The sequence below is a fragment of the Microbacterium gorillae genome (assembly GCF_050990725.1).
GTDB classification, from domain to species: Bacteria; Actinomycetota; Actinomycetes; order Actinomycetales; family Microbacteriaceae; genus Microbacterium; species Microbacterium gorillae_A.
On the sequence record NZ_CP158844.1, the window covers coordinates 544346 to 570118 of the forward strand.

18 protein-coding genes are annotated in these 25773 nt (G+C 68.3%); 9 read left to right on the forward strand and 9 right to left on the reverse strand.

Translation table 11 applies throughout. From position 1 onward, the window contains the following. Positions 1-267 precede the first annotated feature (267 nt). The 3 genes from ABTV68_RS02485 to ABTV68_RS02495 all read right to left on the reverse strand — a co-directional run bounded on the left by ABTV68_RS02485 (position 268) and on the right by ABTV68_RS02495 (position 7276). Positions 268-1593 (reverse strand): MFS transporter, encoded by a 1326-nt coding sequence (locus ABTV68_RS02485; RefSeq protein WP_433676039.1) that lies wholly within the window; start codon positions 1591-1593, stop codon positions 268-270. A gap of 95 nt (positions 1594-1688) precedes the next feature. Continuing rightward, complete coding sequence (locus tag ABTV68_RS02490) at positions 1689-2513, reverse strand: ABC transporter permease (protein WP_433676040.1); 825 nt, start codon at positions 2511-2513, stop codon at positions 1689-1691. Then, positions 2510-7276 (reverse strand): ATP-binding cassette domain-containing protein, encoded by a 4767-nt coding sequence (locus ABTV68_RS02495; RefSeq protein ID WP_433676041.1) that lies wholly within the window; start codon positions 7274-7276, stop codon positions 2510-2512. The genes ABTV68_RS02490 and ABTV68_RS02495 overlap by 4 nt, the downstream gene beginning before the upstream one ends. Positions 7277-7427: 151 nt before the next feature. Here ABTV68_RS02495 and ABTV68_RS02500 point away from each other — a divergent pair, with 151 nt between their 5' ends. Together ABTV68_RS02500 and ABTV68_RS02505 are read left to right on the forward strand one after the other, a co-directional pair. Further along, positions 7428-8486, forward strand: coding sequence for an enoyl-CoA hydratase/isomerase family protein (locus ABTV68_RS02500; protein ID WP_433676042.1), 1059 nt, complete (start codon positions 7428-7430; stop codon positions 8484-8486). Then, complete coding sequence (locus ABTV68_RS02505) at positions 8483-9400, forward strand: DnaJ domain-containing protein (protein ID WP_433676043.1); 918 nt, start codon at positions 8483-8485, stop codon at positions 9398-9400. The genes ABTV68_RS02500 and ABTV68_RS02505 overlap by 4 nt, the downstream gene beginning before the upstream one ends. 162 nt (positions 9401-9562) lie before the next feature. On the opposite strand, the gene ABTV68_RS02510 is transcribed toward ABTV68_RS02505, so the two are convergent. Beyond that, a complete protein-coding gene (locus ABTV68_RS02510; RefSeq protein ID WP_433676044.1) occupies positions 9563-10288 on the reverse strand; it encodes a FadR/GntR family transcriptional regulator in 726 nt (241 codons plus the stop codon). Positions 10289-10332: 44 nt separating this feature from the next. On the opposite strand from ABTV68_RS02510, the gene ABTV68_RS02515 reads away from it, so the two are divergent. After that, a complete protein-coding gene (locus ABTV68_RS02515) occupies positions 10333-11193 on the forward strand; it encodes an amidohydrolase family protein (protein ID WP_433676045.1) in 861 nt (286 codons plus the stop codon). A 340-nt stretch (positions 11194-11533) separates the two neighbouring features. Here the strand turns inward: ABTV68_RS02515 and ABTV68_RS02520 are convergent, their stop codons facing one another. Beyond that, entirely contained in the window at positions 11534-12286 is a 753-nt protein-coding gene (locus tag ABTV68_RS02520; RefSeq protein WP_433676046.1) for an SDR family NAD(P)-dependent oxidoreductase, read from the reverse strand. After that, positions 12286-13143: a fumarylacetoacetate hydrolase family protein gene (locus ABTV68_RS02525; protein ID WP_433676047.1), complete on the reverse strand. Its 858-nt coding sequence runs from the start codon at positions 13141-13143 to the stop codon at positions 12286-12288. Before ABTV68_RS02525 ends, ABTV68_RS02520 begins: the two co-directional genes overlap by 1 nt. Before the next feature lie 98 nt (positions 13144-13241). Between ABTV68_RS02525 and ABTV68_RS02530 the strand changes: the two genes are divergently transcribed. Both ABTV68_RS02530 and ABTV68_RS02535 read left to right on the forward strand, forming a co-directional pair. Continuing rightward, entirely contained in the window at positions 13242-14537 is a 1296-nt protein-coding gene (locus ABTV68_RS02530) for an L-fuconate dehydratase (protein WP_433676048.1), read from the forward strand. Next, entirely contained in the window at positions 14530-15507 is a 978-nt protein-coding gene (locus ABTV68_RS02535) for an aldo/keto reductase (protein WP_433676049.1), read from the forward strand. The genes ABTV68_RS02530 and ABTV68_RS02535 overlap by 8 nt, the downstream gene beginning before the upstream one ends. Before the next feature lie 92 nt (positions 15508-15599). Here the strand turns inward: ABTV68_RS02535 and ABTV68_RS02540 are convergent, their stop codons facing one another. Continuing rightward, positions 15600-16244: a bifunctional 4-hydroxy-2-oxoglutarate aldolase/2-dehydro-3-deoxy-phosphogluconate aldolase gene (locus tag ABTV68_RS02540; RefSeq protein ID WP_433676050.1), complete on the reverse strand. Its 645-nt coding sequence runs from the start codon at positions 16242-16244 to the stop codon at positions 15600-15602. Between the two features lie 429 nt (positions 16245-16673). On the opposite strand from ABTV68_RS02540, the gene ABTV68_RS02545 reads away from it, so the two are divergent. After that, on the forward strand, positions 16674-18401 hold the full coding sequence (locus tag ABTV68_RS02545) for an ABC transporter ATP-binding protein (protein WP_433676051.1): 1728 nt from the start codon (positions 16674-16676) through the stop codon (positions 18399-18401). Next, entirely contained in the window at positions 18398-20629 is a 2232-nt protein-coding gene (locus ABTV68_RS02550) for an ABC transporter ATP-binding protein (protein ID WP_433676052.1), read from the forward strand. The genes ABTV68_RS02545 and ABTV68_RS02550 overlap by 4 nt, the downstream gene beginning before the upstream one ends. A gap of 75 nt (positions 20630-20704) precedes the next feature. Here the strand turns inward: ABTV68_RS02550 and ABTV68_RS02555 are convergent, their stop codons facing one another. Beyond that, the gene (locus ABTV68_RS02555) at positions 20705-20911 is read right to left on the reverse strand and encodes an AsnC family protein (protein WP_433676053.1); all 207 of its coding nucleotides are present in this window, start codon (positions 20909-20911) and stop codon (positions 20705-20707) included. Positions 20912-21207: 296 nt separating this feature from the next. On the opposite strand from ABTV68_RS02555, the gene ABTV68_RS02560 reads away from it, so the two are divergent. Further along, entirely contained in the window at positions 21208-22638 is a 1431-nt protein-coding gene (locus ABTV68_RS02560; RefSeq protein ID WP_433676054.1) for a serine hydrolase domain-containing protein, read from the forward strand. Between the two features lie 207 nt (positions 22639-22845). On the opposite strand, the gene ABTV68_RS02565 is transcribed toward ABTV68_RS02560, so the two are convergent. Beyond that, positions 22846-24882, reverse strand: a complete 2037-nt coding sequence (locus tag ABTV68_RS02565) for a bifunctional aldolase/short-chain dehydrogenase (protein WP_433676055.1) — start codon at positions 24880-24882, stop codon at positions 22846-22848. Positions 24883-25004: 122 nt separating this feature from the next. On the opposite strand from ABTV68_RS02565, the gene ABTV68_RS02570 reads away from it, so the two are divergent. Then, positions 25005-25772, forward strand: a complete 768-nt coding sequence (locus ABTV68_RS02570; protein WP_433676056.1) for a DeoR/GlpR family DNA-binding transcription regulator — start codon at positions 25005-25007, stop codon at positions 25770-25772. Position 25773: the final 1 nt, after the last annotated feature.

Genomic DNA, 25773 nt, shown 5'->3' on the forward strand with positions numbered 1-25773 from the left:
CGTTCCGTCGCAGGTGTTCGACATCTAATGCGACCGGCGATCGGGGTGGTCTCAATAGATGTCCTGGATTGCATCGCCGTCGACGGTTTCTGAGACCAACCATCATGCCGACGCCAATTCGGATGTCGATGTCGGTGTCGACGCCGACGCCGACGTCGATGTTGACGGATGCGGATGCTGGGGCCAGTGATCGGCGGAGCCGCAACACCGACCCCTCCAACGGGACCCTGACCGCTTCCGATCCCGGGGCAGGCGGGGTCCACCCACCTAGGAAACCGGGATGGACCCCGATCGCAGGCGGGCATCGAGACGATAGCGCAGCAGCGGGATGAGGCTGAGTGTGCAGAGCGTGGCGGGGATCACGGAGACGCCGATCACGATCGCCCACTGCGCGCCGGCGCTCTGTGGTGCGGCGTCGCCGGTGGAGGTCGCGTAGCCGCCGATCGACAGCACAAGGCCGAGAAGGGCGGGTCCGAGGGCCAACCCCAGCAGCTCGAATCCCGACCAGACACCCGCGATCATCCCGATGCGGTTGACGCCGCTGCGTGCCGCGTCGTCTGCGGCGAGGTCGGGAAGCATGGCGAGCGGAAACAGCTGGGCTCCGGCATAGCCGACGCCCACGACCGCGGCGGCGATGAACATCGGCAGCGCTTGTCCGGTGCGGGCGGTGAGGAGGGCGAGCAGGCCGACGGTCATCACGACGGTCGCCACGGCGTAGCCGCCGCGCTTGCCGATGCGGGCCGACAGCCGCGACCACGCGGGCGTGAGGATCACGGCGGGACCGACGAAGCAGACCAACGCGATGGTGGCGGCGGAGGGATCGTGCAGCACGTGGCGTGCCACGTAGACCACACCGCCGAGCACCATGCCGATACCCACGGCCTGAAGCACGAACGCTGCGATGAGCACGCGTGCATCGGCCTGACGCAGCACGATCGCGAGCTGTGTGAAGAGTCGGCCGCCTGCTTCTTCGGTGCGCGTCAGAGGCACGGAGCGGGTGCCCCACCAGACGCCGAACGTGCCGATCAGGATGAGTACCGCCATCGCCCCGGCCATCGCACGATAGCCGACGATGCCGCCGAACGTCTCTACGAGCGCCGGTGCTGCTGCGCCGGCCACGAGGATCGCCAGTGTGAACACGATCACTCGCCACGTGATCATCCGGGTGCGCTCGTCATAGTCGTCGGTGATCTCCGCCGACATCGCGAGATACGGCACCTGGAAGAACGCGTACACGGTGGCCGAGGCCAGGAACGCGACGAGCACCCAGAGTGCAGCGGCCACGGGCGGTGCGGTCGGCCCGAAGAACATCGCCGTGAAAGCGAGCGCGAGCAGGATTCCGGCGCGCAGGATGAAGGGCCGTCGCCGTCCGCGTGGGTTCTGGGAGCGATCACTGAGTCGACCCGCCACGGGGTTGAGGAAGAAATCCCACGCCTTCGGGGCGAAGACGATCATTCCCGCGATCGCCGCCTCCACCCCGAGCAGATCGGTGAGGAACGGCATGAGGATCAGGCCGGGCACGGTGCCATACGTTCCCGACGAGATGCCGCCGAGGGCGTAGCCCACTCGAGTGCGGCGCGACAGCGCAGTCATGGGGTGATGCTATGGCGAACGGTCCATGTGGGTCCGTCGTGTGCCGCAGATCCGGCATCCGCAGTGTCGAGGATGCCGTGATCCGTCACGTGGCCTCAGTCGATGTCGCGTCGCCACGTGGTGACGGTGCCGATCGCGGTGAGCAGCACGGCGTACCCGGCCAGGACCAGCGCACCCACCCACCACGCGGGGGTATCGGAGGAGGCGCCGGCATCGCCCGCGATCGCCAGCAGGCTGTGACCCACGAGGATGTCCGATGCGGCACCCGGCAGGTACTGGAGCGGAGCCTGCAGCTGCTCGACGAACATCCCCGCCATCCGGATCACCGGTTCGACGAACTGCGTGAACGCCAGCACCACCACGATGGCGGCCACCTGGTTGCGGATCACGCTGCCGACCCCGATGCCGACCAGCGTCCAGAGAATCAACGCCAGCACGACGCGTCCGGCCAGGGCCCACGTATCGGCGCTGTCGAGAGCGGTCTGCTGACCGAAGACCGCGAGCATTCCCGCCCCACCGGCGATGGTGGATGCAATGGCCACGACACCGTAGATCGCACCCATGACCACGCCGACGATCAGCTTCGAGCTGAGGACCACGCCGCGACGGGGGTTGGCCAGCAGCGTCGGCACGATGAGCTTGTGGCGGAACTCGCTGGTGACCATGAGCGTGCCGAACAGCAGCGGGAGTGCGTAGCCGCTGCTGGCGGCGAGTGAGTAGATCCAGGGCGCCACCTGATCGGCGGGCAGCGGAATCGGCTGACCGCCGGGGAGACTTCCCGATGCGCTCGCACCGACGGCAGCGCCGAGACCGGCGGCGAACATTAGCAGGTAGGCCACGAGGATGACGCCGGTCACCCACCAGCCCACCGTCGTGAACTGTTTGGTGAACTCGGAACGGGTCGCGTTGCCGAGGCTCATCGGCCCTCACCTCCGTGGTCGTTGTCGTCCGCTTCTGTCTCGTCCCTGTCGCCGAAACGGCGGAAGAAGGCGTCGGCGGCGTCGTCGGATTCGGTGCGGTCATCGCGCCGCTCCCACGCGTCACGCGGTACCGGATCCTCTTCCTCGAGCGAGTCATCGTCGGTGTCCTCGGTGAACGGCGCGAGGGGGATCTCGATCACGCGCGTCGAGAGATCCTCGCTCGGCGCGTCGCCCTGCAGCGCTGAGGTGACACTGTCCGCCGCGTAGGGCGCGGTGCCGGTGTCGTGCGTGGGGTCGACCGATCCGGGCTGCATCAGCTCGTCGCCCGCGGGGTCCGTGCCGGGGCGGGAGCCGAGCAGCAGATCGTCGAACGACAGCTCGCCGGTGATCGGGTTCGCCTCGTAGGTGAGCACGGTGGGTGCCGGTGCGACCCGGTCCGAGTGGTCGTGGTCGTCGTGCTCCGGCTGTTCTTCGGTGGCGTCTGCGTCCGCGATTTCGTCCGTCGCGACTGCGGCGTCGTCGTCAGCAGCGCTCGCCGGCACGTCCTCGGCACTGCGCTCGTCGTATTCCGAAGCCCCAGACCAGCTGTCGTCGCCGACACCGCCTTCGTTTGCGTCGGCTTCGGTGTCCTCGCTCCCGGCGACGGGTGAATCGTCCGTCGCCGCGGGCGCGTCGTGATCGGGCGTTGCAGGCGCCTCCGTCGCGACATCCTGGTGCTGGGAGGTCTCGGCTTCCGAGGCGTGGGTCTCCGTGACATCATCGGACCCGCCGTCGGCGGCATCCGCTGACGGCGCCGTCTCCGTCGGGACCACGGGGATCGCGCCCGTGCGGATGATGCCGATCTCGCCGGTAGCATCCACGGCGTACTGAGTCTCGGCGGCGAGCTCGTCGGCGCGGATGACACCGATCTCACCGGTCGACGCCACCTCGAACACCGTGTTCTCCTCCGCGTCGTCGCGGGGCGGCTGAGGTGGAATCCAGCCGTCGTCAGACCCGTGATCGTGCTGTGGGGCCCATGCCGAGTCATCCGTGGTTTGCGATGACTCACTCTCGGACGGCGTCGTCGCGGAGGCGGGCGCGCGGAACAGGGGCGGAGTGGCGGGCGCCGGGCTCGGCTCCGGAGCATCCGTTGCCTCGAAGACCGGGATGTCGAAGGCGGATCCGTCGTGCTCCGGGATGTCGCTCTCGCTTGCCGGTGCGGGTGCATCGGCGTCGACGGACACGGGTGCTGCTGCCGCAGACTCGTTCGTTGGCGCGAAGGCGCGGTCGGCGTCATCGATCGGGCTCCCCGCTGCCGCGTCATCCCGCTCCTCAGCACCGGGGGCAGCCGCGGCGTCCGTGGAACCGTCGGTGGTGGAACGGCCTGCGGATTCGACGTCCTGGCTCTCGGGAGCGGGGACCACGGGGATGAGCTCGGTCGGCAGATCCCAATCTCCTGCCGGTTCGGCGGGCGCTCCCGACGGGACGTCAAGCGTGGTGTCGGTCTTGCTCGTCTTGGCGGGCGCGCCTGTGCCCTGCGCATCGGTATCGGCAGCGTTCGGTCCGGCTTCGTTGCTCTCCGTGCTCCCGAAAAGCTGGTCCAGCGTGCCGATGGCATCCGTGACAACCGGTGCCGCAGTGCCGACTGCGGGGGAGGCGGTCTCTTCGGCAGCCTCCGCCGTGCGCCGACGCGACAGGCGCCACCACGGCCGACGCTCCGGCCGCTCGGGCGCGACGACGGGCGACTCGTGCTGTGCGGGCTCGTCGGCGTCCTGCTGTGCTGCCGATACGGGATCCGGTGCTGCCGCGGCGGCTGTCGTCGCTGTTGCGGCGGACACCGGCAGCGCCCAGTCCGGCGTGGTCGCGTCGTCGCGGTCGTCTTCGTCGGTGTCTGTTGCCGCGGCGTCCGCGGGCGTCTCGCCGGCGTCTGCTGCCGTGGCGTTACTGTCGGTGTCTGTTGTCGTCTCGTCAGCGTCCGCCTCCACCTCGCGGGAGGCGAGGTCGTGGGAGTCGTTGGTGTCGAGAGCTGCGCCAGAGTCGACATCGTGCTCGGCATCTTCGGCGTCCGCGTCGCGGTCGGTCGGCTCCTGTGTGCTTTCCGCAACATCGCCTTCGTGCGTGCGGCTCGCGGATTCCGGGGCGAAGGCGTCGTCCTCAGCGGGCACGACTGTCGCGTGGCCTTCCTCGGCAGAACTGTCGGCGGGGGCATCGCTCGCCGGCTCGCCGTTGCCGGCACCGTCCTCACCGAACGGGTACCTCATCGGTGCGGGCATCCACCAGGCGCGCGGGGCAGCCTCGGGCGCGACATCTGCGTCACCGAGGTCCGACCCCTCGGTGACGTGGGCGTCGCCGAGCGTCGTCGGGGCGTCGTCGGGCTCCGCGGCCGCCGGATCGAGCGCATCGTCCGCCACAGGATCGTCCGCCACAGCGTCGTCCGCCACAGCGTCGTCCGCCACAGGATCGTCCGCCACAGGATCGTCCGCCACAGCGTCGTCCGCCGGCTCGGAAGCACTGGTGGCGTCGGGCTCCTGCGTGCTCGCCGCAACATCCTGCTCGCCGGACGAGATGATGGCGTCGTCAGCGTCAGCGTCAGCGTCAGCGTCAGCGTCAGCGTCAGCGTCAGCGTCAGCGTCAGCGTCAGCGTCAGCGTCAGCGTCAGCGTCAGCGTCGGACTGGTCGGCGGAGACCTCGGGCGCGTTGCTGGGCGAGGCATCCGGGTCGGACGGCACAGCGTCGGTGGTCTCATCGTCCTCTGCGTCTGCCAACGACGTCGTTCCGCTGGGGACACGGATCTCGGCGGGCATCCACCACGCCGTGCCGAGTCCCGCCGGCCCACGCTCATCAGGGCGCGAACCGTGATCCTGGTCCTGCTCGAACTCGTCGGCGCCTGTCGGTTGCTCGTCGTCGGTCGGCGTGGCCTCTTCGTCACTGCCGAACGAGGCCTCATCGGCGGAGTGTGCGCCCTCCTCGATCGGTGCTGCGGTGTCGTGCTGATCCGTTGGTGCGTCGTCGAAGGCGTCGGAGAAGTTCGCGGCGTCGGAAGCCGCGTCGTCGGCGGCGCTGGCCTCAGCCTCAGAAACCGTGTCGTCGCCGCCCTCGGCGTCATTCGCGTCGTCAGCCGAGTCCTCCGGTGCGCCGCCCGTGGCGGAGTCCTCATCAGACGTGTCGTCGTCGGCGTGATCGTTCGTGGCGTGGTCGTCGTGCGTAAGCTCGCTGCCATCAGCGGCGGTGCCCGTCGCGGCACCGCTCGAGGCGTCGTCGTCCGAGCTTCCAACAACCTCGTCGCCGGCTGCGTCGTTCGCGTCGCCGTCGTCCGAGTCTCCGACAGCGTTGTCGTCGTTCGCGTCGCCGTCGTCCGAGCTTCCAACAGCGTCGTCGTCGGCTACATGGTCCGGGACGACCTCGGCGTCGAAGCTTCCTGTCGCGTCATCGATCGTGCCGGCATCCGAGCTCTCCGCATCCGCATCCGCATTCGCGATCTCGTGTGGCTCGCCGGGCTCGCTCTGTTCCGCATCGGCGTCGGTTCCCGCACTGTCACTCTCGGCAGCAGCAGTGTCGGTCGTCTCGGGGTCAAAGGCGCCACTCTCGACTGCCGATTCTTCGCCGGCGTCGTCAGCGACAGGCTCGGAGGCAAGAGCCGCGGCTCCACCGACGGCCACGGCGGCCGCCGTAGCACCCACACCTCCAGCGCCTCCGGCTCCGTCAGCAGTGGCCCCGACTGCGTCACCCGCCGAGGCATCGGACACCGTGTCAGCACGCGGAGCTCCGGCGCCCACTCCCGGGGCAGCGCTTGCCGAGACCGCGCCGACCGACCCCGTCGCTGCGCTCGCGGGCCCTGCGGTCACGCTGTCTCCGCTTGCCAGCGTTACGCCCGAGGCCGATGGATGCACCCGCGTGCCGTTGGTCAGCTCGAAGAACACCTCTTCCAACGACGGGCCCTTGCGCTGCAGGAGAGAAAGCGGAACGCCAGCACTGGCCGCCGCCGCGCCCACCTCCGCGGTCGTCGCGCCGCGCACCGTGAGCCCCGAGCGGAGGAGTTCTGCGGTGAGTCCGGCCCGACGCAACGCATCGGTGAGCGCGCCACGGTCAGGACCGTCGACCACCGTGGCGGACTCCTCGTCCGCGAGAAGATCTCCGAAACCGCCCTGGAACACCAGACGCCCCGTGGCGATCATGATGAGCGCATCGGCGGTCTGCTGAACCTCCGCGAGCATGTGAGAGGACACCAGCACGGTCCGTCCCTCGGCCGCGAGGGCACGCAGGAATCCGCGGATCCACGTGATGCCTTCGGGATCAAGCCCGTTGGTCGGCTCGTCCAGCACGAGGACGCCGGGGTCGCCGAGGAGCGCCGTCGCGAGCGCGAGCCGCTGGCGCATGCCGAGCGAGTATCCGCCGACCTTGCGCGTGGCTGCCCCGCTCAACCCCACCAGCTCGAGCACCTCAGGAACCCGCGAGAGCGAGATGCCCGCGGCACGGGCGTAGACCTTGAGGTGATCGGCGGCGGTGCGGCCCGGGTGGAAAGAGGTCGCTTCGAGAACGGCGCCGACGGTGCGTGCCGGGTGTGACAGACGTGCATACGGCGCGCCGTCGATCAGCGCCGAACCGGAGGTGGGCGAGACCAGTCCCAGCAGCATGCGCAGCGTGGTCGTCTTGCCCGCGCCGTTCGGACCGAGGAAACCGGTCACCACACCGGGCTCGACGCGAGCGGTGAGGTCGTCCACCGCGGTCACCGCCCCGTAGCGCTTCGTGAGGCTCCGGAACTCCAACACGTGTCCTTCGGGCATGTGCCAGCCTCTCTTCGTCGCGAATCAGGTCATCTCATTGTGGCCGATTCGGCGTTTCTCCGGTGAATCATCGGCGATTCCGGAGCGCGTCCGCCACCGCTGCGTGGGGCCGGTGACTGATGCTCCCTGTCGCGAGGGTAACCTAGGCCGGGTGAGCACGCCACAGTCGGACGCCCCGGTGATCGTCCAGATGACGGGCGGCCTCGGACAGCTGACGCTGAACCGGCCGCACACCCTCAACGCGCTGAGCATCGACATGATCGAGATCATGCTGGTGGCTCTTCGCGGGTGGATATCCGACCCCGATGTCTCCGCCGTGCTGATCGACGCGGCGGGCGATCGCGGGCTGTGTGCGGGCGGCGATGTCCGCGCCGTTCGCGAATCCCTCATCGGCGGACGCCCCGATGAGGCGCTGCACTTCTTCCGTGAGGAATATGCACTGGATCTGCTCATCCACGAGTACCCGAAGCCGGTGGTGGTGTTTGCGGACGGGATCACGATGGGCGGCGGTATCGGCCTCTCCGGCCACGCCGCGGTGCGCGTGGTGACCGAGCGATCGCAGCTGGCGATGCCGGAGACCCGCATCGGGTTCACTCCCGACGTCGGGGGCAGCCTGCTGCTGGCCCGCGCACCGGGACGCATCGGGGAGTACCTCGGGCTCACCGGCGTCGCGATGAACGCCGCCGACGCGATCTGGGCCGGGTTCGCCGACCAGCTCGTTCCGTCTGATCGGCTCCCGTCGGCGTTGGACGCGTTGCGTCATCGTGCCGACCCCGGAACGCCGATCGAGCTCCTCATGCTGTTCGACGAGACTCCCGAGCGCTCCCGCCTGGAGGATGCTCGGGAGTGGATCGACGACGCCTTCTCCCGCGACACCGTTGGCGAGATCGTCGACCGCCTGCGAGAGATCGGCGGCGATGCTGCGGCGACGGCCGATCTGCTGGGCGAGCTGTCGCCGAGTTCCCTCGCTGTGACACTGGCTTCGATCCGTGCGGCTCGCGCATCGGATGACCTGCGGGCCGTGCTCGAACAGGAGTTCCACGTGGGGGCGTTCCTGTCCGGGCGTCCCGACATGGCCGAAGGTATTCGCGCTCAGCTCGTCGACAAGGACCGTTCTCCGCGTTGGTCTCCTGCGACCATCGCCGAACTGCCGGCCGGTCTCGGAGAGGAAGCTCTCGCGTTCCGCGCCCCGACGGCGCTCTTTTCGTGAGCGGCTCGCCCCTGGCCGCGTCCGCCTATGAGGTGCTGGGCGTCGCCCCGGATGTGACCGACGAGGAGCTGCGTCGCGCCTACCGGCTGCGGTTGCGCGAAGCACATCCCGACACCGGGGGCGATGCCGCGCTCTTCGTGCGCGTGCAGGCTGCGTGGGAACTCGTCGGGACTCCCGCCGCACGCGCTGCCTACGACCGCGGACGGGGGACCGCCTCCGCGCCGCATCCGACGTTCGCCCCGGAGCCCACCGTGCGCAGCCGACCCGCGGACACCCGCCCCGGCCCGCGCAGCCACGGCCAGCCCGGTGGCTACAACCGTGAACGGTACCTCGTGGGCATCCGGGAGTGGGCGGGTCGCGGAGTCGCGCTTGCCGACCCGTATGATCCGGCGCTGGTCCGCTCCGCGCCGCGAGAGCTGCGTCGGCTCCTGGCCGATGCTCTCGCGGAGGAGAACACGGCGCGCTCGCTGTCAGACCTGGGCATGGGCTACACGATCTGGCACGACGTCGCCGTGCCGCGCATCGGCGGAAAGCTCGATCATGTGGTGCTCGGCCCGAGCGGACTGTTCGCGCTCACGAGCGATGACTACGCCGCCGCCGTGAAGTTCCGTCGCGGTGAGGTGATCGGCGATGGCGTGGACGCGGCACCCGTGGGGGCGACGGTGGCCGCCGCGCGCGCACTCGGCAAGGCTGCGGGTGTGCGCTTCGGGGGCGTGATCGTGGTGCTGCCCGACACCGACGTTCCGGAGCAGATCACGGAGCTCGGTCGAGTCCGCTCCCTGGCCGCGGTCGTGGTGGGTCGCAGTGCGCTGACGACGGTACTGCGACGCGGAGTGACCGGCGTCCGGGATCTCGGTGGGACGGAGATCTTCGACGTCCGCACACGATTGCAGGCGGCGATTCGGTTCGTCTGACACGGGAGGGCCCGGATGCGTCGCCTCGTGACGCGTGGTCCGCGTCCTGCGGTGACTGGTCGGCGGGCGAGTGTTCGGCTGACGACGTGTCGGGCCGGACGCGCAGGCGTCGTCGTCCTGACGCGTCGGACCCGAAAGACGTCCGATCCGCCCGTCAGGACATCAGAGCGGGTTGCCCGCCTCGTCGTCGGTCGCGCCGTCCGCCGCAGCTGAGGCCGCAGCGGCCTTGCGCAGCCACCGCTCGATACCGGAGACATGCACCGATGCGAGCGAGGAGGCGAGCTCGGGGTCATGCGCGGCGATCGCCTCGGCAATCGCCTGATGCTCGCTGAGGGTGCGCTCGACCGCGCCATCCTGAGTGAGGCCGCGCCAGAGTCGCGCGCGCACGGTCTGGCTGCTGAGGCTGTCAAGCAGGCTCGAGAGGTAGTTGTTGCCCCCCATGCGCGTGATTGCGCTGTGGAAGCGCAGGTCGTGAGCGACGAGTTCCGCGACATCGGTCAGCCCGAGCGCCTGATCCATTTCCGCTTCCAGGGACGCGACGTCGTCATCGGTGGCCTTGAGCGCGGCGGCCGCGGTGGCGTGCGCTTCCAGCACGCGACGCACGGTGAAGATCTCCAGCAGCGACTCGTCGTCGTGCATGTCGACCACGAAGGAGATCGCCTCCAAGAGGAGGTGCGGTTCGAGGCTGGTGACGTAGGTGCCGTCGCCACGGCGCACATCGAGCACGCGGATGACCTCCAGCGCCTTCACCGCCTCGCGCATCGAGTTGCGTGAGAGCCCGAGGCGCTCGGCGAGTTCCTTCTCCGGAGGCAGGCGATCGCCCGGTCCCAGTTCGCCCCGCACGATCATCGCCTTGATCTTCTGGATCGCCTCGTCAGTCACCGCCATGGGGTCATGATAGCGAGACATCCGATGTCCGGCAGGATAGACGCATGCAGATCCTTGACGCGCATCTTCACCTCTGGGACCCCGCCGTTCTCGACTATGGCTGGCTCAGCGGTGATCTGGACCGCGCATTCGGTCCGGAGGAACTCGGGCACGCGCTGGCCGGGATGTCGGATGACCGCGCCTTCATCTTCATGCAGGCTGACGCACGTGCCGACCAGGCGCTGGACGAGGTGGACTGGGTGGCGTCGCTTCCGCTGCCGGTGCGGGGCTTGATCGCCTTCGCGCCGCTGGAAGAGGGCGCTCGAGTCTCGGATCATCTGGCCGCGCTCACATCCCGACCACGCGTGGTCGGCGTGCGACGCCTGCTGCAGAGCGAGGCGCCCGGCTTCGCCCTCACTCCCGACTTCCTGACCGGGGCGGAGCTCGTGGCGGCGCACGGGCTCGTGTTCGACGCGTGCGTCCGCGGACAGGCGCAGCTTCGCGATGTCGCGGCGCTCGCGGATGCGCTGCCGCAGTTGAGCATCGTGCTCGATCACCTCGGCAAGCCCACCGTCGGCTCGGCGCAGGCTCCGGCGTCGCCAGCCGTGGATGGATGGGCCCAGTCCATGCAAGACCTCGCTGAGCGTCCGAACGTGGTGTGCAAGGTGTCCGGCCTGCCGGGTGAGAGCGACGGTGCCTTCTCTGCCGCGCAGTTCGAGCCCTTCCTGGACACGGCGCTGGAATCTTTCGGGGCGGATCGCCTGCTCTACGCGAGCGACTGGCCCGCCTCGTTCGCCGGCGACACCGCGGCGGGCTACGGCACCTGGGAGCAGATCGTCCGCGATTGGATCGCGTCGCGCGGCCTCGACGCCGACGCGGTGCTGCGGACGAACGCCGAGCGGGTCTACGGACTCGACCCGCTCTGAAGCGCCCGCGTCCTGAAACGAGGATGATTTCGCGCGCGGAGGACGACGCGGCCGCTTTGGTCCTCGTTTGGACGAAATGTCCTCGTTTGGCGGCGTGATCAGGACCCGGCGGCCGTCACCGCTGCCCTCGCAGCGGAAATGAGAAACGGCGCCCAGCCAAGGGGGGTGGCTGGGCGCCGCTTGGACTGACGCAATGCGGCAGCCCGCTAGGCCTGACACTCATCTCGGGTGATGAACATCAGAAGATGTGGACTCGACGGAACGAATCGTTTACAGCGTAGCGCGTTGTGGGCGAGGTCGGGCGAACTTTTGCCCCTGATGGAGAAAAATCTTGTTCTCGTCACGAACGCGGACGTGGACGCAGCTGTGCCATGCCACCGTCGACCTCGATGAAGGTGCCCGTTGTGGACCCGGAACGCGGGCTCACCAGGTACGCGACGGCGTCTGCGACCTCATCGGGTGACACCAGGCGGCCGTGGGGCTGACGTGCTTGGAGGGCGGCGCGCTCCGCCTCGGGGTCGGTCTCCTTCTCCAGGAGTCGACCGATCCACGGCGTGTCGGCGGTCCCCGGGTTCACCGCGTTGACGCGGATGCCCTCGTGCAGGTGGTCTGCCGCCATCGCGCGGGTGAGGGAGAGGACCGCACCCTTTGTCGCCGTGTACAGCGCGCGCTGCGGAAGACCCGTGGTGGCCGCGATCGATGACGTGTTGCAGATCGCGGCGGAGGGCGACCGGCGTAGCCAGGGGAGCGCGGCGCTCGTCACTCGTGCGATGCCTGTGACGTTGATCGAGAGCACCCGCGCCCACTCGTCGTCGTCGTTCGCGGCGATGTCGCCCTGCGCGCCGATGCCGGCGTTGTTGATCAGGATGTCGATGCGGCCGTGATCAGCGGCGACCTGCTCGATCGCCTCGGTGACGCTGGCGCGATCCGAGATGTCGGCGCGATAGGCAGAGAACGCGGCATCGGCGATGTCGGGGTTGAGGTCCAGCACCGCGATCGTGGCACCCTCCTCGTGCAGGCGGCGACCGATCGCGGCACCGATTCCCTGCGCGCCGCCGGTGACGACGGCGACGAGTCCGTCCATGCTTCCCATCAGTTCTTCTCCCATGCGGTGAATTCGTGGCGCTGGCGACCCAGGCCGTCGATCTCGATCTCGACGACATCTCCGGCCTTGAGGTACGGGAACTTGCCGCCGAACGCCACGCCCTGCGGAGTTCCGGTGAGGATGAGGTCGCCGGGCTCGAGCGTGACGTACTGCGACAGGTGCCAGACGATGTGGTTGACGTCGAAGATCATGTCGTTGGTGTTGGAGTCCTGGCGCGGCTCGCCGTTGACGAAGCTGCGCAGTCCCACGTTCTGCGCGTCGATCTCGTCGGGAGTCACCAGCCAGGGGCCGGTCGGATTGAAGCCGAAAGCGATCTTCCCCTTCGACCACTGACCGCCCGAGACCTCCATCTGGAAGGCGCGCTCGGAGACGTCGTCGCAGATCACGAAGCCGGCGATGTGAGCTGCGGCTTCCTCCGGCGAGTCGAGATAGGCCGCACGGGTGCCGATGACCACGCCGAGTTCAACTTCCCAGTCGGTCTTCTCGCTGCCGCGGGGGATGGTGACGGTGTCGTTCGGGCCCACGACAGTGTTCGGGGTCTTGAGGAACATGATCGGGATGGTCGGTGGTTCGGCACCCGACTCGCGCGCATGCGCTGCGTAATTCTGGCCGATGCAGATGACCGCGCTCGGGCGTGCGATGGCTGCGCCGATGCGCAGGGCATCCGCGCCCTCGAGCTCGGTGAGCTCGCCGGCATCGATCGCCGCCTGCGTGCGGGAGATCGGATCGTTCTCCAGGAAGGCTCCGTCGATGTCGGCGGTGACGGCACGCAGGTCCAGCGTGCGATCGGCGGTGATGACGACGGGGATCTCCTCGCCGACGGGACCCAGACGTGCGAACTTCATCGATGCTCCGTTTCCGTATGGCCGCGTCAGGCGGCGTCAATTGACAGTATAGACATCCGATGTTTAATCTGTGAGAGCCCGATCCAAGGAGATCTCACGTGAGCCGTATCGTCGCCCTCGAAACGACAGACATCCGCTTCCCCACATCGCTGAGCCTGGACGGCTCCGACGCGATGAATCCGGACCCCGACTACTCGGCCGCCTACGTGCGCATCGTGACCGACGCCGATGACGGCATCTCCGGTCACGCGTTCGTGTTCACGATCGGTCGGGGCAACGACGTGCAGGTCGCCGCCATCGACACGCTGGCTGGTCACCTGGTGGGCCGGGAGATCGAGCCGCTGCTGGATGACATGGGCGGCACCTGGAAGGAGATCAACGGCGACTCGCAGCTGCGCTGGCTGGGCCCGGAGAAGGGCGTCATGCACATGGCGATCGGCGCCGTGATCAACGCGCTGTGGGACATCAAGGCCAAGCGCGCGGGTCTCCCGCTGTGGCAGCTGCTCTCGCAGCTGAGCCCGGAGGAGATCGTCTCCCTCGTCGACTTCCGCTACCTCACCAACGCCCTCACGCCGGAGGATGCGCTGCAGATCCTCCGCGACGCCGAGCCGGGCCGCGCTGAGCGCACCGAGCGCCTGCTCGCCGAGGGATACCCCGGCTACACCACCAGCCCCGGCTGGCTCGGATACTCCGACGAGAAGCTGGAGCGACTGGCGCGCGAGGCGATGGCGGACGGCTTCACCCAGATCAAGCTGAAGGTCGGCGCCGACCTGCAGGACGACATCCGGCGCTTCCGCAAGGCGCGCGAGGTGTGCGGTCCGGACTTCCCGATCGCCATCGACGCCAACCAGCGCTGGGAGGTGAGCGAAGCGATCGATTGGGTGAACGCGCTTGCCGAATTCCATCCCGCCTGGATCGAGGAGCCCACCAGCCCCGACGACATCCTCGGGCACGCGGAGATCGCGCGCGGCGTCGCGCCGATCCGCGTCGCCACGGGGGAGCACGCCCAGAACCGCATGATCTTCAAGCAGCTGCTGCAGGCCGAGGCGATCTCCGTGATGCAGATCGACGCCGCGCGCGTCGGCGGCGTGAACGAGAACATCGCGAACCTGCTGCTCGCCGCCAAGTTCGACGTCCCCGTCTGCCCGCACGCCGGCGGCGTGGGTCTGTGCGAGGCGGTGCAGCATCTGTCGATGTTCGACTTCGTGGCCGTCTCCGGGTCGAAGGAGGGGCGACTGATCGAGTTCGTCGATCACCTGCACGAGCACTTCGTGATCCCCACCGACATCCAGGGTGGCAACTACATGGCCCCCACTGCGCCCGGCACCGGCATGGAGATGAAGGCGGAGTCGCGCGCGCAGTACACCTGGACGGGAGCACACGCGCATGCGTGAGACGGTCGCCGCGCTCGCCGGGTTGCCGACCCGTCTCGGATACGGCGCCGCGAACCTCGGGAACATGTTCCGCGAGGTGTCCGACGATGAGGCCTGGGAGGTTCTCGAGGCAGCCTGGGACGGCGGGGTGCGTTACTTCGATACCGCACCGCACTACGGTCTCGGGCTGTCGGAGCGACGCCTCGGCGCGTTTCTGCAGACCAAGCCGCGGAACGAGTTCATCGTGTCGACGAAGGCGGGTCGGCTGATCCGCCCGAATCCCGATGACGACGGCGGTCTCGACCTTGAGCACGCCTTCCATGTGCGCACGGACGTGCGCCGTGAGCCCGGCTACGACGGTGTCGGCGTGCGGACGTCGCTCGAGGAGTCGCTGGAGCGAATGGGGCTGGACCGCATCGACGTGCTCTATCTGCACGATCCGGAGCGTTCGGGTCACTTGGACCAGGCTGTTGCCGAGGCGTATCCCGCGATGCAGGAGATGCGTGCCGAGGGGCTGGTGACGGCAGTGGGCATCGGATCGATGGTGTCCGATGCGCTGGCGCGATCGGTGCGCGAGGCGGACCTCGACGTGATCATGATCGCCGGCCGTTACACGCTGCTGGAGCAGCCCGCCGCAGTTGACGTGCTGCCGGCATGCCATGCTCGCGATACCGCCGTGGTGGCTGCCTCCGTGTTCAACTCGGGGCTGCTGGCGACAGCCGTTCCCTCACGCGACAGCCGGTACGAGTACGGCGGAATCCCGGAGGACATCTGGGAGCGCGTGACCCGGATCGCTGCGATCTGTGACAGCCATGGCGTGCCGCTTCCTGCCGCGGCGCTGCAGTTCCCGTTCCAGGATTCGGCTACCGCGTCGGTCATCGTGGGAACGGCTCGAGCGGAGCAGATCCGCCAGAACCTGGAGTTGGTCAACGTGCCGATTCCTGCCGCGCTGTGGGACGAGCTTCGTGCCGAAGGGCTGATTCCAGTCTGACGCTCCCGCGAGAAATGAGAAGGTCACCTCCACGATGTCGCGGAGGTGACCTTCTCATTTGCCAGCGTGGGCTCGGCCACGAGAGTGCTGAATCAGCCCTCGCGGATGGCGCGCAGTGCGTCAGCGAAGAGACGTGCCCGTCGCGTGATCTCCTCGTAGTCCTCGGACGCGAGCGCTGAGCCGGGAACGAGGTCGCCGCCCGCACCCGCGGCAACCGCACCTGCAGCGAACCAGGTTGCCAGGTTGTCGGGGGTCACGCCGCCCGTCGGCATCAGCGGGACGTTCGGGAACGGACCGCGCAGTGCGCCGAGGAAGCCGGGGCCGCCCAGCGAGGCGGGGAAGATCTTGACGACGTCGGAGCCCAACTCGACAGCGGACATCACCTCGGTGGGGGTGAGCGCGCCGGTCATCGTGACGGTGCCGGTCGCCTTCATCGCCTGTGTCAGCTCGGGGCGTGTGCCGGGGCTCACGAGGAACGCGGCACCGGCGTCCGCTGCCTCGCGCGCCTGCTCCGCGGTGGTCACGGTGCCCGCTCCCACGTAAGCGGACGCGCCGTACGTGGCGATGGCACGCGCGATCACGGCGGCCGCGTCGGGAGTGGAGTAGGTGACCTCGATGCCGCGGATTCCGCCGGCGATCAGGGCGTCGATCGCGCGCATCGCGTGCTCGGGCGACGGAGCGCGAAGCACGGCGAGCACACCGGTGGCGCGGACAGGGGCGAGGACGTCGGTCGTCATGTCAATAACCTCACTGGCGCGAAAGAGGGGGAGGGCACCGGTGCGAGCCTACCCGGCTCGGCTGAGGCCGCCGCGCGCCCGCCGCAACGGCGCGACTCCGAGGGCGCCCGCATCCGCCCCGACGGGTTTGCCGCGCGTGCTCATGCGTGGATCGTCACCACATCACCCGCGAGACTTCCGTCTGTGGGCGACGCTCGGCGCGATGCGGTGATTGTCGCCCACAGAGGGACGTCTCGCGGGACATAGGGACGCCGGAGCGGGGTGACGATTGCGCTGGCGGCGGGCCTGCCCATACCTCGCCGACCAATGTCGGAGGCCTGTGCTTCGCTGAGAGCGGACGCCGTGACGTTGCCGAGCAGACGCGGAGCGCGTAGCGTAGTCCGTCGCCTCGCGCGCACCCGTGCGAGGAAATCCTGCATCGGAGAGAACGTGCTCGGAAGAATTCTCGTCCGGTACCTGGGTCGATATTGGCCGTGGCTGACCGCCGTCGTGGTGTTTCAGTTCGCGTCCGCGCTCGCATCCTTGTACCTGCCACACCTGAACGCAGATATCATCAACACCGGCGTCGCGACGGGCGACACCGGCTACATCCTGTCCACCGGTGGGTGGATGCTGCTGATCTCCCTCGGGCAGATCGCCGCATCACTCATCGCCACGTACTTCGCCGCCCGCGCCTCGATGTCGGCGGGTCGCGACATCCGAGCCGACGTGTTCGGCAAGGTCTCCGGTTTCTCCGAGCGCGAGGTTTCGCAGTTCGGTCCCGGCTCCCTCATCACCCGCAACACGAACGACGTGCAGCAGGTGCAGATGCTCGCGATGATGGGCTCCACCATGCTCGTCACCGCACCGCTGCTGGCTATCGGCGGCATCATCATGGCGTTGCTGCAGGACGTCGGTCTGTCGTGGCTGCTCGCGGTGGCCATCCCGCTGCTGCTGATCGTCGCGGTGGCGATCATCAGCCGCATGGTGCCGCTGTTCCGCTCCTACCAGGCCAAGCTCGACGCCGTGAACCGGGTGATGCGCGAGCAGCTCACCGGTGTGCGCGTGGTGCGTGCCTTCGTGCGCGAGCCGATCGAGGAGGGCCGCTTCCGCGAGGCGAACACCGACATCCGCATCGTCGGTCGCAAGGTCGGATCGCTCTTCGTGGTGCTTTTCCCCGTCGCCATGCTGATCCTCGACGTCACCATCGTGGGCGTCATCTGGTTCGGCGGCATCCAGGTGGACGCCGGCCACGTGCAGGTCGGCACGCTGTTCGCGTTCATGCAGTACGTGATGCAGATCCTCATGGGCGTGCTCATGGCGAGCTTCATGACCATCATGATCCCGCGCGCTGCCGTCTCCGCCGACCGCATCAGCGAGGTGCTGGAAACCCCGTCCACGCTGGCCGCTCCGGAGCGGCCGGTCGCCTCGTTCCCCGAGACCGGAACGGTGTCGTTCACCGACGTGTCGTTCCAGTACCCGGGAGCCGACGCGCCCGTGCTGTCCGGCATCACGTTCCGCGCCGACAAGGGCGAGACCGTGGCCATCGTGGGATCGACGGGTGCCGGAAAGACGACGCTCGTGTCGCTGATTCCGCGCCTCTTCGACTCGACGACCGGTTCCGTCCGCGTCGATGGCGTCAATGTGCGCGAGGCGGACCCGGAATCGCTGTGGTCGCGCCTGGGTCTGGTGCCGCAGAAGGCGTTCCTGTTCAGTGGCACGATCGCCTCGAACCTGCGGTTCGGGCGCGAGAGCGCGACGGACGAAGAACTCTGGCACGCATTGGAGATCGCGCAGGGTGCCGACTTCGTCCGCGAGATGCCGGATGGGTTGGAGTCGACGATCGCGCAGGGCGGGACGAACGTGTCCGGCGGCCAGCGCCAGCGTCTGGCCATCGCGCGGGCCATCGTGCGCCAGCCCGAGATCCTCATCTTCGATGACTCGTTCTCCGCGCTGGACCTCACCACGGACGCCCGCCTCCGGGAGGCGCTGTGGCGCGAGCTGCCCGAGGTCACCAAGATCGTGGTCGCCCAGCGCGTATCCACCATCACCGAGGCCGACCGCATCATTGTGCTGGAGGACGGCACGATCGCGGGTATCGGCACGCACGAGGAGCTGCTCGCCACCAGCGAGACCTACCGTGAGATCGTCGAGTCGCAGCTGGGGGTGGACGCATGAGCGAGACAAAGAGCAAGGCGGCTGAAGACGCCGCCGTTCAGGAAGAACTCGAGCAGGCGCAGGCCATGGCACAGGCCATGGAAGCGGGCGAGTGGGCGCAGGGCGGGAAGGCCAAGAACTTCTGGCCCAGCTTCAAGCGCATGATCGGTCTGCTGCGTCCGTATGCGGTGGCCTTCATCGGGGTGTCCATCCTCGGCGCCATCAGCGTGGTGCTTGCGGTGGCCGCACCGAAGGTGCTCGGTGAGGCGACCAACCTCGTGTTCGAGGGAGCCATGTCGAGCATCGCCGCGGCCATCCTCGGTGCCAGCGCGACTCCCGGGATGGACCAGGCCGCCGTGGTGGAAGCACTTCGGCAGATGGGCCAGGCCGACTTCGCCAATGTCATCGCCGGGCTGAAGGACTTCGAGCTCGGTGCCGGCGTCAACTTCGATGCCCTGCGCCTCGTGATCCTCGCGGTGCTGGCGATCTATGTCGCCTCGGCGCTGCTGAACTGGATCCAGGGTTACGTGGTCAACGTGATCATGGTGCGCGCCATGTGGTCGCTCCGTGAAGAGGTCGAGGCGAAGATCAACCGGCTGCCGCTGGCGTACTTCGACCGCGTGCAGCGTGGTCAGCTGATCTCGCGCGTCACGAACGACATCGACAACATCACGCAGACGATGCAGCAGTCCCTGTCCGGCGCGGTCACCTCGGTGCTCACCGTGCTGGGCGTGCTCATCATGATGTTCTCCATCAACTGGATCCTGGCGCTGATCGCGCTGGTGTCCTTGCCGTTGATGGGTGTCATCTTCGGTGTGATCGGCCCGCGTTCGCAGGCTGCCTTCAAGGTCCAGTGGGCTCAGGTCGGCAAGCTGAACGCGCGGGTGGAGGAGTCCTTCTCTGGTCACGCGCTCGTGAAGGTGTTCGGACGCGAGAAGGCATCCGCCGAGGCGTTCGCGGTTGAGAACGAGGAGCTGTACAAGGCGTCGTTCAAGGCGCAGTTCCTGTCCAACATCATGATGCCGGCGATGATGTTCATCGGCTCCGTGGTGTACGTGGGAATCGCCGTGGTCGGCGCTCTCATGGTGGCCGGCGGAACGCTTCGCCTCGGTGACGTGCAGGCCTTCCTGCAGTACTCGCAGCAGTTCACTCAGCCGCTCTCGCAGCTGGGTGGCATGGCTGCGGTGGTGCAGTCGGGTACGGCGTCTGCCGAGCGTGTGTTCGAGCTGCTGGACGAGGAGGAGCAGGAGCCCGACGCGACCAATGCTCCGGCACTGGTGGCCGGTCCGGGCGTCATCGAGTTCCAGGACGTCAAGTTCGCCTACTCGCCCGAGAAGCCGCTGATCACCGGTCTGTCCTTCCGGGTGGAGCCCGGTCAGACGGTGGCGATCGTCGGCCCGACCGGTGCGGGGAAGACGACGCTGGTCAACCTGATCATGCGCTTCTACGAGCTGGACGGCGGTCGCATTCTCCTGGATGGCCAGGACATCGGGGAGTTGACCCGCCACGACGTGCGTTCGCGCACCGGAATGGTGCTGCAGGATCCGTGGCTGTTCGCAGGCACGATCCGCGAGAACATCCGCTACGGACGCGAGAGCGCCACCGACGAGGAGATCGTCCAGGCGGCGGTCGCCACCCGCGTGGATAACTTCGTGCGTTCGCTGCCGGACGGTTACGACACCGTGCTCGACGAGGATGCCTCCAACGTGTCGGCGGGTGAGCGTCAGCTCATCACGATCGCCCGCGCGTTTGTGGCACAGCCCTCCGTGCTGATCCTCGACGAAGCGACCAGCTCCGTCGACACCCGCACCGAGGTGCTGCTGCAGCACGCCATGGCAGCGCTGCGCGAAGGACGCACGTCCTTCGTCATCGCACACCGCCTGTCAACCATCCGCGACGCCGACCTCATCCTGGTGATGGAGCACGGTGACATCGTGGAGCAGGGCAACCATGAGGAGCTCATCGCGAAGAAGGGCGCGTACTGGAACCTGTACCAGTCGCAGTTCGAGCACGCGGTGAGTGACGGCGAGGAAGCGCCCGCGACCGGAACGATCCCGGTGCTCACCGGTGCCGTTCCCGTAGTCACGGGATCCGTTGCGGTGGCAACGGGGGCCGAGTCGGTCGCCGTGGGTGCTGTCACGGTGGCGGAGGGTGCGCCGGTTCCCGGCGAGACGCCTGCTGCTGCGGCCGAGGAAGCTGGTGCGGCGGAAGCGTCCGGCGAGGGACGGGCTCGTTCCACCGACGCCTGACGCCTTCATCCGATGGGCCCGGCCCCGCGTACGCGGGGCCGGGCCCATCGGCGTTTCTGGGGCAGATTTCTGATGTCACTGCCGGCCGAAGCGACGGTGAACAGCCTGCTTGCTCACGCCGAGTGCGCTGGCGATCGCCTGCCAGGAGTATCCGAGGTTGCGGGCTCGGCGGACCTGGGCTTCTTCGGCTCGGGCGAGCTGCTGACGGATTCCCGTGAGCCGGTGCAGCTCAGCGATCGGCTCGCCGGAATCCTCAGCGGCGATGGATGTCTCAATGGTCATGTCACACCTCCATCGTCAATATATGTTGACGCGTGACGGGTGTCAACATATATTGACGTTTGGTGTGGGCGATCGCGATCCGCGTAGGGCGTGGCCGCCACATGAACCTGCGCTCGATCCCTGACTGATTCGCCGAATTGCTCATGGATTCGGCGCATGCTCATGGATTCGCAGCGCCGACTCAGTGCCGGGGAGCGGACCCGGCCAGGAAGCCCGTCGGGGGTCCGGCGCGAGCGACCAGGGGAGACGCATGCGCCAGCTAGGGGTCCATGTATCGCCCATGAAACCATGGGGCTATGACCGCAGAGCTCACCCGTCTCGTCCCACATCTCACCGGTTTCCTCGACGACTGGATCGAGCGGCAGCGCGTGATCCACACCGTCCCCGGGATTCAAGTGGCGGTGCGTGTCGGCCCCGAGCTGCTGTACTCGCGTGCCTTCGGGGTCGCGGATGCGGCGACCGAGGAGGAACTGACCACGGGCCACGTGTTCCGAATCGCGTCTCATTCCAAGACCTTCACGGCCGCCGCGGTGCTGCAGCAGGTCGAAGCTGGACGACTTCGCCTGGACGACACGGTGGCGCAGCACATTCCGGAGCTGGCGGACGCCCCGATCGGCTCATCGAGCATCCGGGAACTGCTCGGGCACCAGTCCGGAGCCGAGCGAGATGGCCGGGCGGCAGATTTCTGGCAGCGCGAAGCTCCTTTCCTCGACCGGGATGCCCTCATCGCGCAGCTTCAGCACGAGCGGGTGTTCCCGGCCAACGCCCACTTCCACTACTCGAACCTCGCGTACTCGCTCCTCGGGCTCATTCTCGAAGCCGCCACGGGCACCTCCTACGACGTCGTCATCCGCGACCTCCTGAGCCCGATGTCCGAGGCGATGAAGGAACCCGTCCGGATCGGCCCGGAGCTCGGCGTCGACGGTGGGTTCGGCCCTGCGGAACGCTCGGCATCGGGTCACGGCATTCCGCGGGCGGAACGCGGGGGCGCCGACGGCGCGGATCGCACGCCGCCCGTCATCCCGCCGGTGGATACGCGATCCGAGTCTGCGGCAACCGGCTTCTGGGCCAACGCGGAGACGGCGTCCGCCTGGGCCGCCGCACACGCCCTCGGCACGGGACTGTTCCTCACCGACGACACCAAGCGTCTGATGCAGCGTGATGAGTCCAAGATCTCCACCGGTGGCACGACGCGCTGGTACGGGCTCGGCTGGATCATCCGCAAGATCGGCGACCGTCGGGTGATCGGCCACTCGGGTGGCTTCCCGGGCCACATCACGCAGACCTGGGCCGATCCGAAGACCGGCCTCGCCGTCAGCGTCCTCACCAATCGCATCGACGGCCCCGCCAGTGCCCTGGCCAACGGCATCATCGCCGTCCTCGACCTCGCGATCGACGAAGCCGGCGAGAAGACCGACGAGCTCCTCGAACCAGGTGCCGCCGGGCGGTACCTGTCGCTGTGGGGCGACGTGAACCTCGTGCCGCTGCCCGGCGTCGTCCTGCAACTGTCCGACACTGCGCTCGACCCCGCGGCGGGAGCGGTGGTGATGCACGGCGATGACGGTGTCCTCCGCGCGGAAGCGGAGGACGGGTTCGGAGACGCGGGCGAAGCCGCTGACCTGCACCGCGACGCGTCCGGTGCCGTGACCGCCGTCACGATCACCGGCGTCACGCACTACCGTCCTGACGTCTACTTCGATCGCGAAAAGGTCATGCTCGCGCCCTGAGCGCACACGTGAACAGAAATGGGGCCCTGGCGCATGGCCAAGGCCCCATTTCTGTTCGCCTGCGAGCGGAGGGTGCGCGGTTCTCGAAGGAGGTCGCTGCGTCTTCAGGCCGACCGGACTGTGCGGCCCCGCGACCCGCCGCACTCTCGTGCGCCGGCCGGAGATGCAGACCCGCTTGGCTGCCGAGTCCGCATCTCCACCCCGATCTCAGCGGAGGAACGCGGCCGCGACGCCGGAGTCCACCGGGATGTGCAGGCCGGTGGTGCGGGTGAGCTCGGGGCCGGTGAGCACGAACACCGCGTCGGCCACGTTCTCGGGCACGACCTCGCGCTTGAGGATGGTGCGGTTGGCGTAGTACTGGCCGAGGTCCTCTTCCTTCACGCCGTAGGTCGCGGCGCGGTTAGCACCCCAGCCCGAAGCGAAGATGCCGGAGCCGCGGACCACGCCGTCGGGGTTGATGCCGTTGACCCGCACACCGTGCTCGCCGAGCTCGACCGCCAGCAGACGCACCTGGTGCGCCTGGTCCGCCTTCGTCGCCGAGTAGGCGATGTTGTTCGGGCCGGCGAACACGCTGTTCTTCGACGAGATGTAGATGATGTCGCCGCCGAGCTTCTGCTCGATGAGGATCTTGGCCGCCGCCTTCGACACCAGGAACGAGCCCTTGGCCATGACGTCGTGCTGGAGGTTCCAGTCCGCCTCCGTAGTCTCCAGCAGCGGCTTGGACAGCGACAGGCCGGCGTTGTTGACCACGAGGTCGACGCCGCCGAACGCCAGCACCGCGGCGTCGAGTGCGGCCTGGACCGCCTCACCGTTCGCGACGTTCGCGGCGACACCGATGGCAACGTCCGTGCTACCGAGCTCTGCCGCGGCGGCCTGAGCCTTCTCCAGATCCAGGTCGGCAACGACGACGCAGGCGCCCTCCGCGGCGAGGCGGGTGGCGATGGCCTTGCCGATGCCCGAGGCGGCACCCGTGACGAAGGCGATGCGGCCCGCGTGGGACTTCGGCTTCGGCATGCGCTGGAGCTTCGCCTCCTCCAGTGCCCAGTACTCGATGCGGAACTTCTCCGCGTCGGAGATGGGGGAGTAGGTCGACAGCGCCTCGGCACCACGCATCACGTTGATGGCGTTGACGTAGAACTCGCCCGCGACGCGTGCCGTCTGCTTGTCCTTGCCGTAGGAGAACATGCCGACGCCCGGGATCAGGATGATCAGCGGGTCAGCGCCGCGCATGGCGGGCGACTCGGCCGTGGCGTGCGCGTCGTAGTAGGCCGCGTAATCGGCGCGGTACTGCTCGTGCAGCTCGGCGAGGCGTGCCTTCGCTTCCTCGACGGTGGCGGTGGTGGGCAGATCCAGCACCAGCGGCTTGACCTTCGTGCGCAGGAAGTGATCGGGGCACGACGTTCCGAGCGCGGCCAAGGGTGCGAGCTTCTCCGACGCGAGGAAGTCGAGCACGGCGTCGCTGTCGGTGAAGTGACCGATCATCGGCTTGTCGTGCGAGGCGATGGCGCGCAGAGTGGGGGCGAGGGCGGCGGCGCGTTCGCGACGCTCGGCCTCGGGGAGGGCCTCGAAGCCGGCGACGACGCCGCCGAACGGGGCCGGGTCACCGTGCTCGGCGATGTACGCGGTCGCGGTGTCGATGATCCAACGGCTGTTGGCCTCCGCCTCGTCCGACGTGTCGCCCCATGCCGTGATGCCATGGCCGCCGAGGATCGTACCGATGGCCTGCGGGTTCTGCTCCTTGATGGCCGCGATGTCCAGGCCCAGCTGGAATCCGGGGCGGCGCCAGGGCACCCACACCACCTTGTCGCCGAAGATGGTGCTGGTGAGCTGTTCGCCGTCGGCCGCCGTGGCGATCGCGATGCCGGCGTCGGGGTGGAGGTGATCCACGTGTGCCGCGTCGACGAGCCCGTGCATCGCCGTGTCGATGGACGGTGCCGCGCCGCCCTTGCCGTGCAGGCAGTAGTCGAACGCCGCGACCATCTCGTCCTCACGGTCGACGCCGGGGTAGACGTCGACGAGCTTGCGGAACCGATCCAGGCGCAGCACCGCGAGGCCGGGCTCCGTGAGCGTGCCGAGGTCGCCGCCCGATCCCTTGACCCAGAGCAGCTCGACCGGCTCGCCGGTGACCGGGTCCGTCTCGGTACCCTTCGCGGACGTATTGCCCCCCGCGTAGTTGGTGATGCGCGGGTCGGCTCCCAGGCGGTTGCTGCGGGAGAGCAGATCGGTGACGGCGGGGTTGGTCATGAGGCTCCTTCGTGCACGACGGTGTGATGCCACGGTAGCGCGCCAACTTTCGTTCGTCAATAGAAATGCTTTCGTTTGAAAGTCCGAACTTCGTGACAGACTGTCCGAGAAGGGTGGTGACGATGTCTGAGGCGGACGATCGCGGACTGCGGATCCTGGAGATCCTCGAACAGCGCGAGGAGGTCACCGTGCTGGATCTGGTGTCCGAGCTCGGTGTCTCGGCCGTGACCGTGCGCAAGGACGTCGAGAACCTGGAGCGTCGCGCGCTCGCCGAGCGCACGCGCGGGGGAGTGCGGTCACTGCGCGGCGGTGTCGAGGGAGCCTTCGGTGACCGGCTCGCCCAGGGCGTGCGCTCGAAACAGGCGATCGCGGCTGCCGCAGCCCGGCTGGTCCCCGACGGTGCGGCGATCGCCGTCGACGCATCCACCACGTCCTACTTCTTCGCCCTGGAGCTCCTGGCGCGCCGCGAACTCACCGTGATCACCAACTCCCTGCGCATCGCGAGTCTGCTGTCGTCGCAATCAGATGCGGAGATCGTGATGATGGGCGGATCGATCCGTCGCGCGAGCGAGGCCACCACGGGCGCCGACCCGGGTGCGCTCGCCGGTTTCGGGCGTATCCGGACGGCCTTCTTCGGAGCCGCCGGACTGTCTCTCGAGCGCGGACTGCTGGAGGTCTCGCTCGCCGAAGCGGAGACGAAGCGCGCCATGGCGGCGATCGCCGACGAGGTCGTGGTGCTGGCGGACGCGACGAAGTTCACCGGTTTCGGCATGCATCCGGTGCTGGGCGTCGACCGGCTCACCCGCATCATCACCGACCGTGTGCCGCAGCCGATGCGCATGGACTGGATCGAGACCGACGTCGTCGTGGAGATGCTCTCCCCCGAGTGAG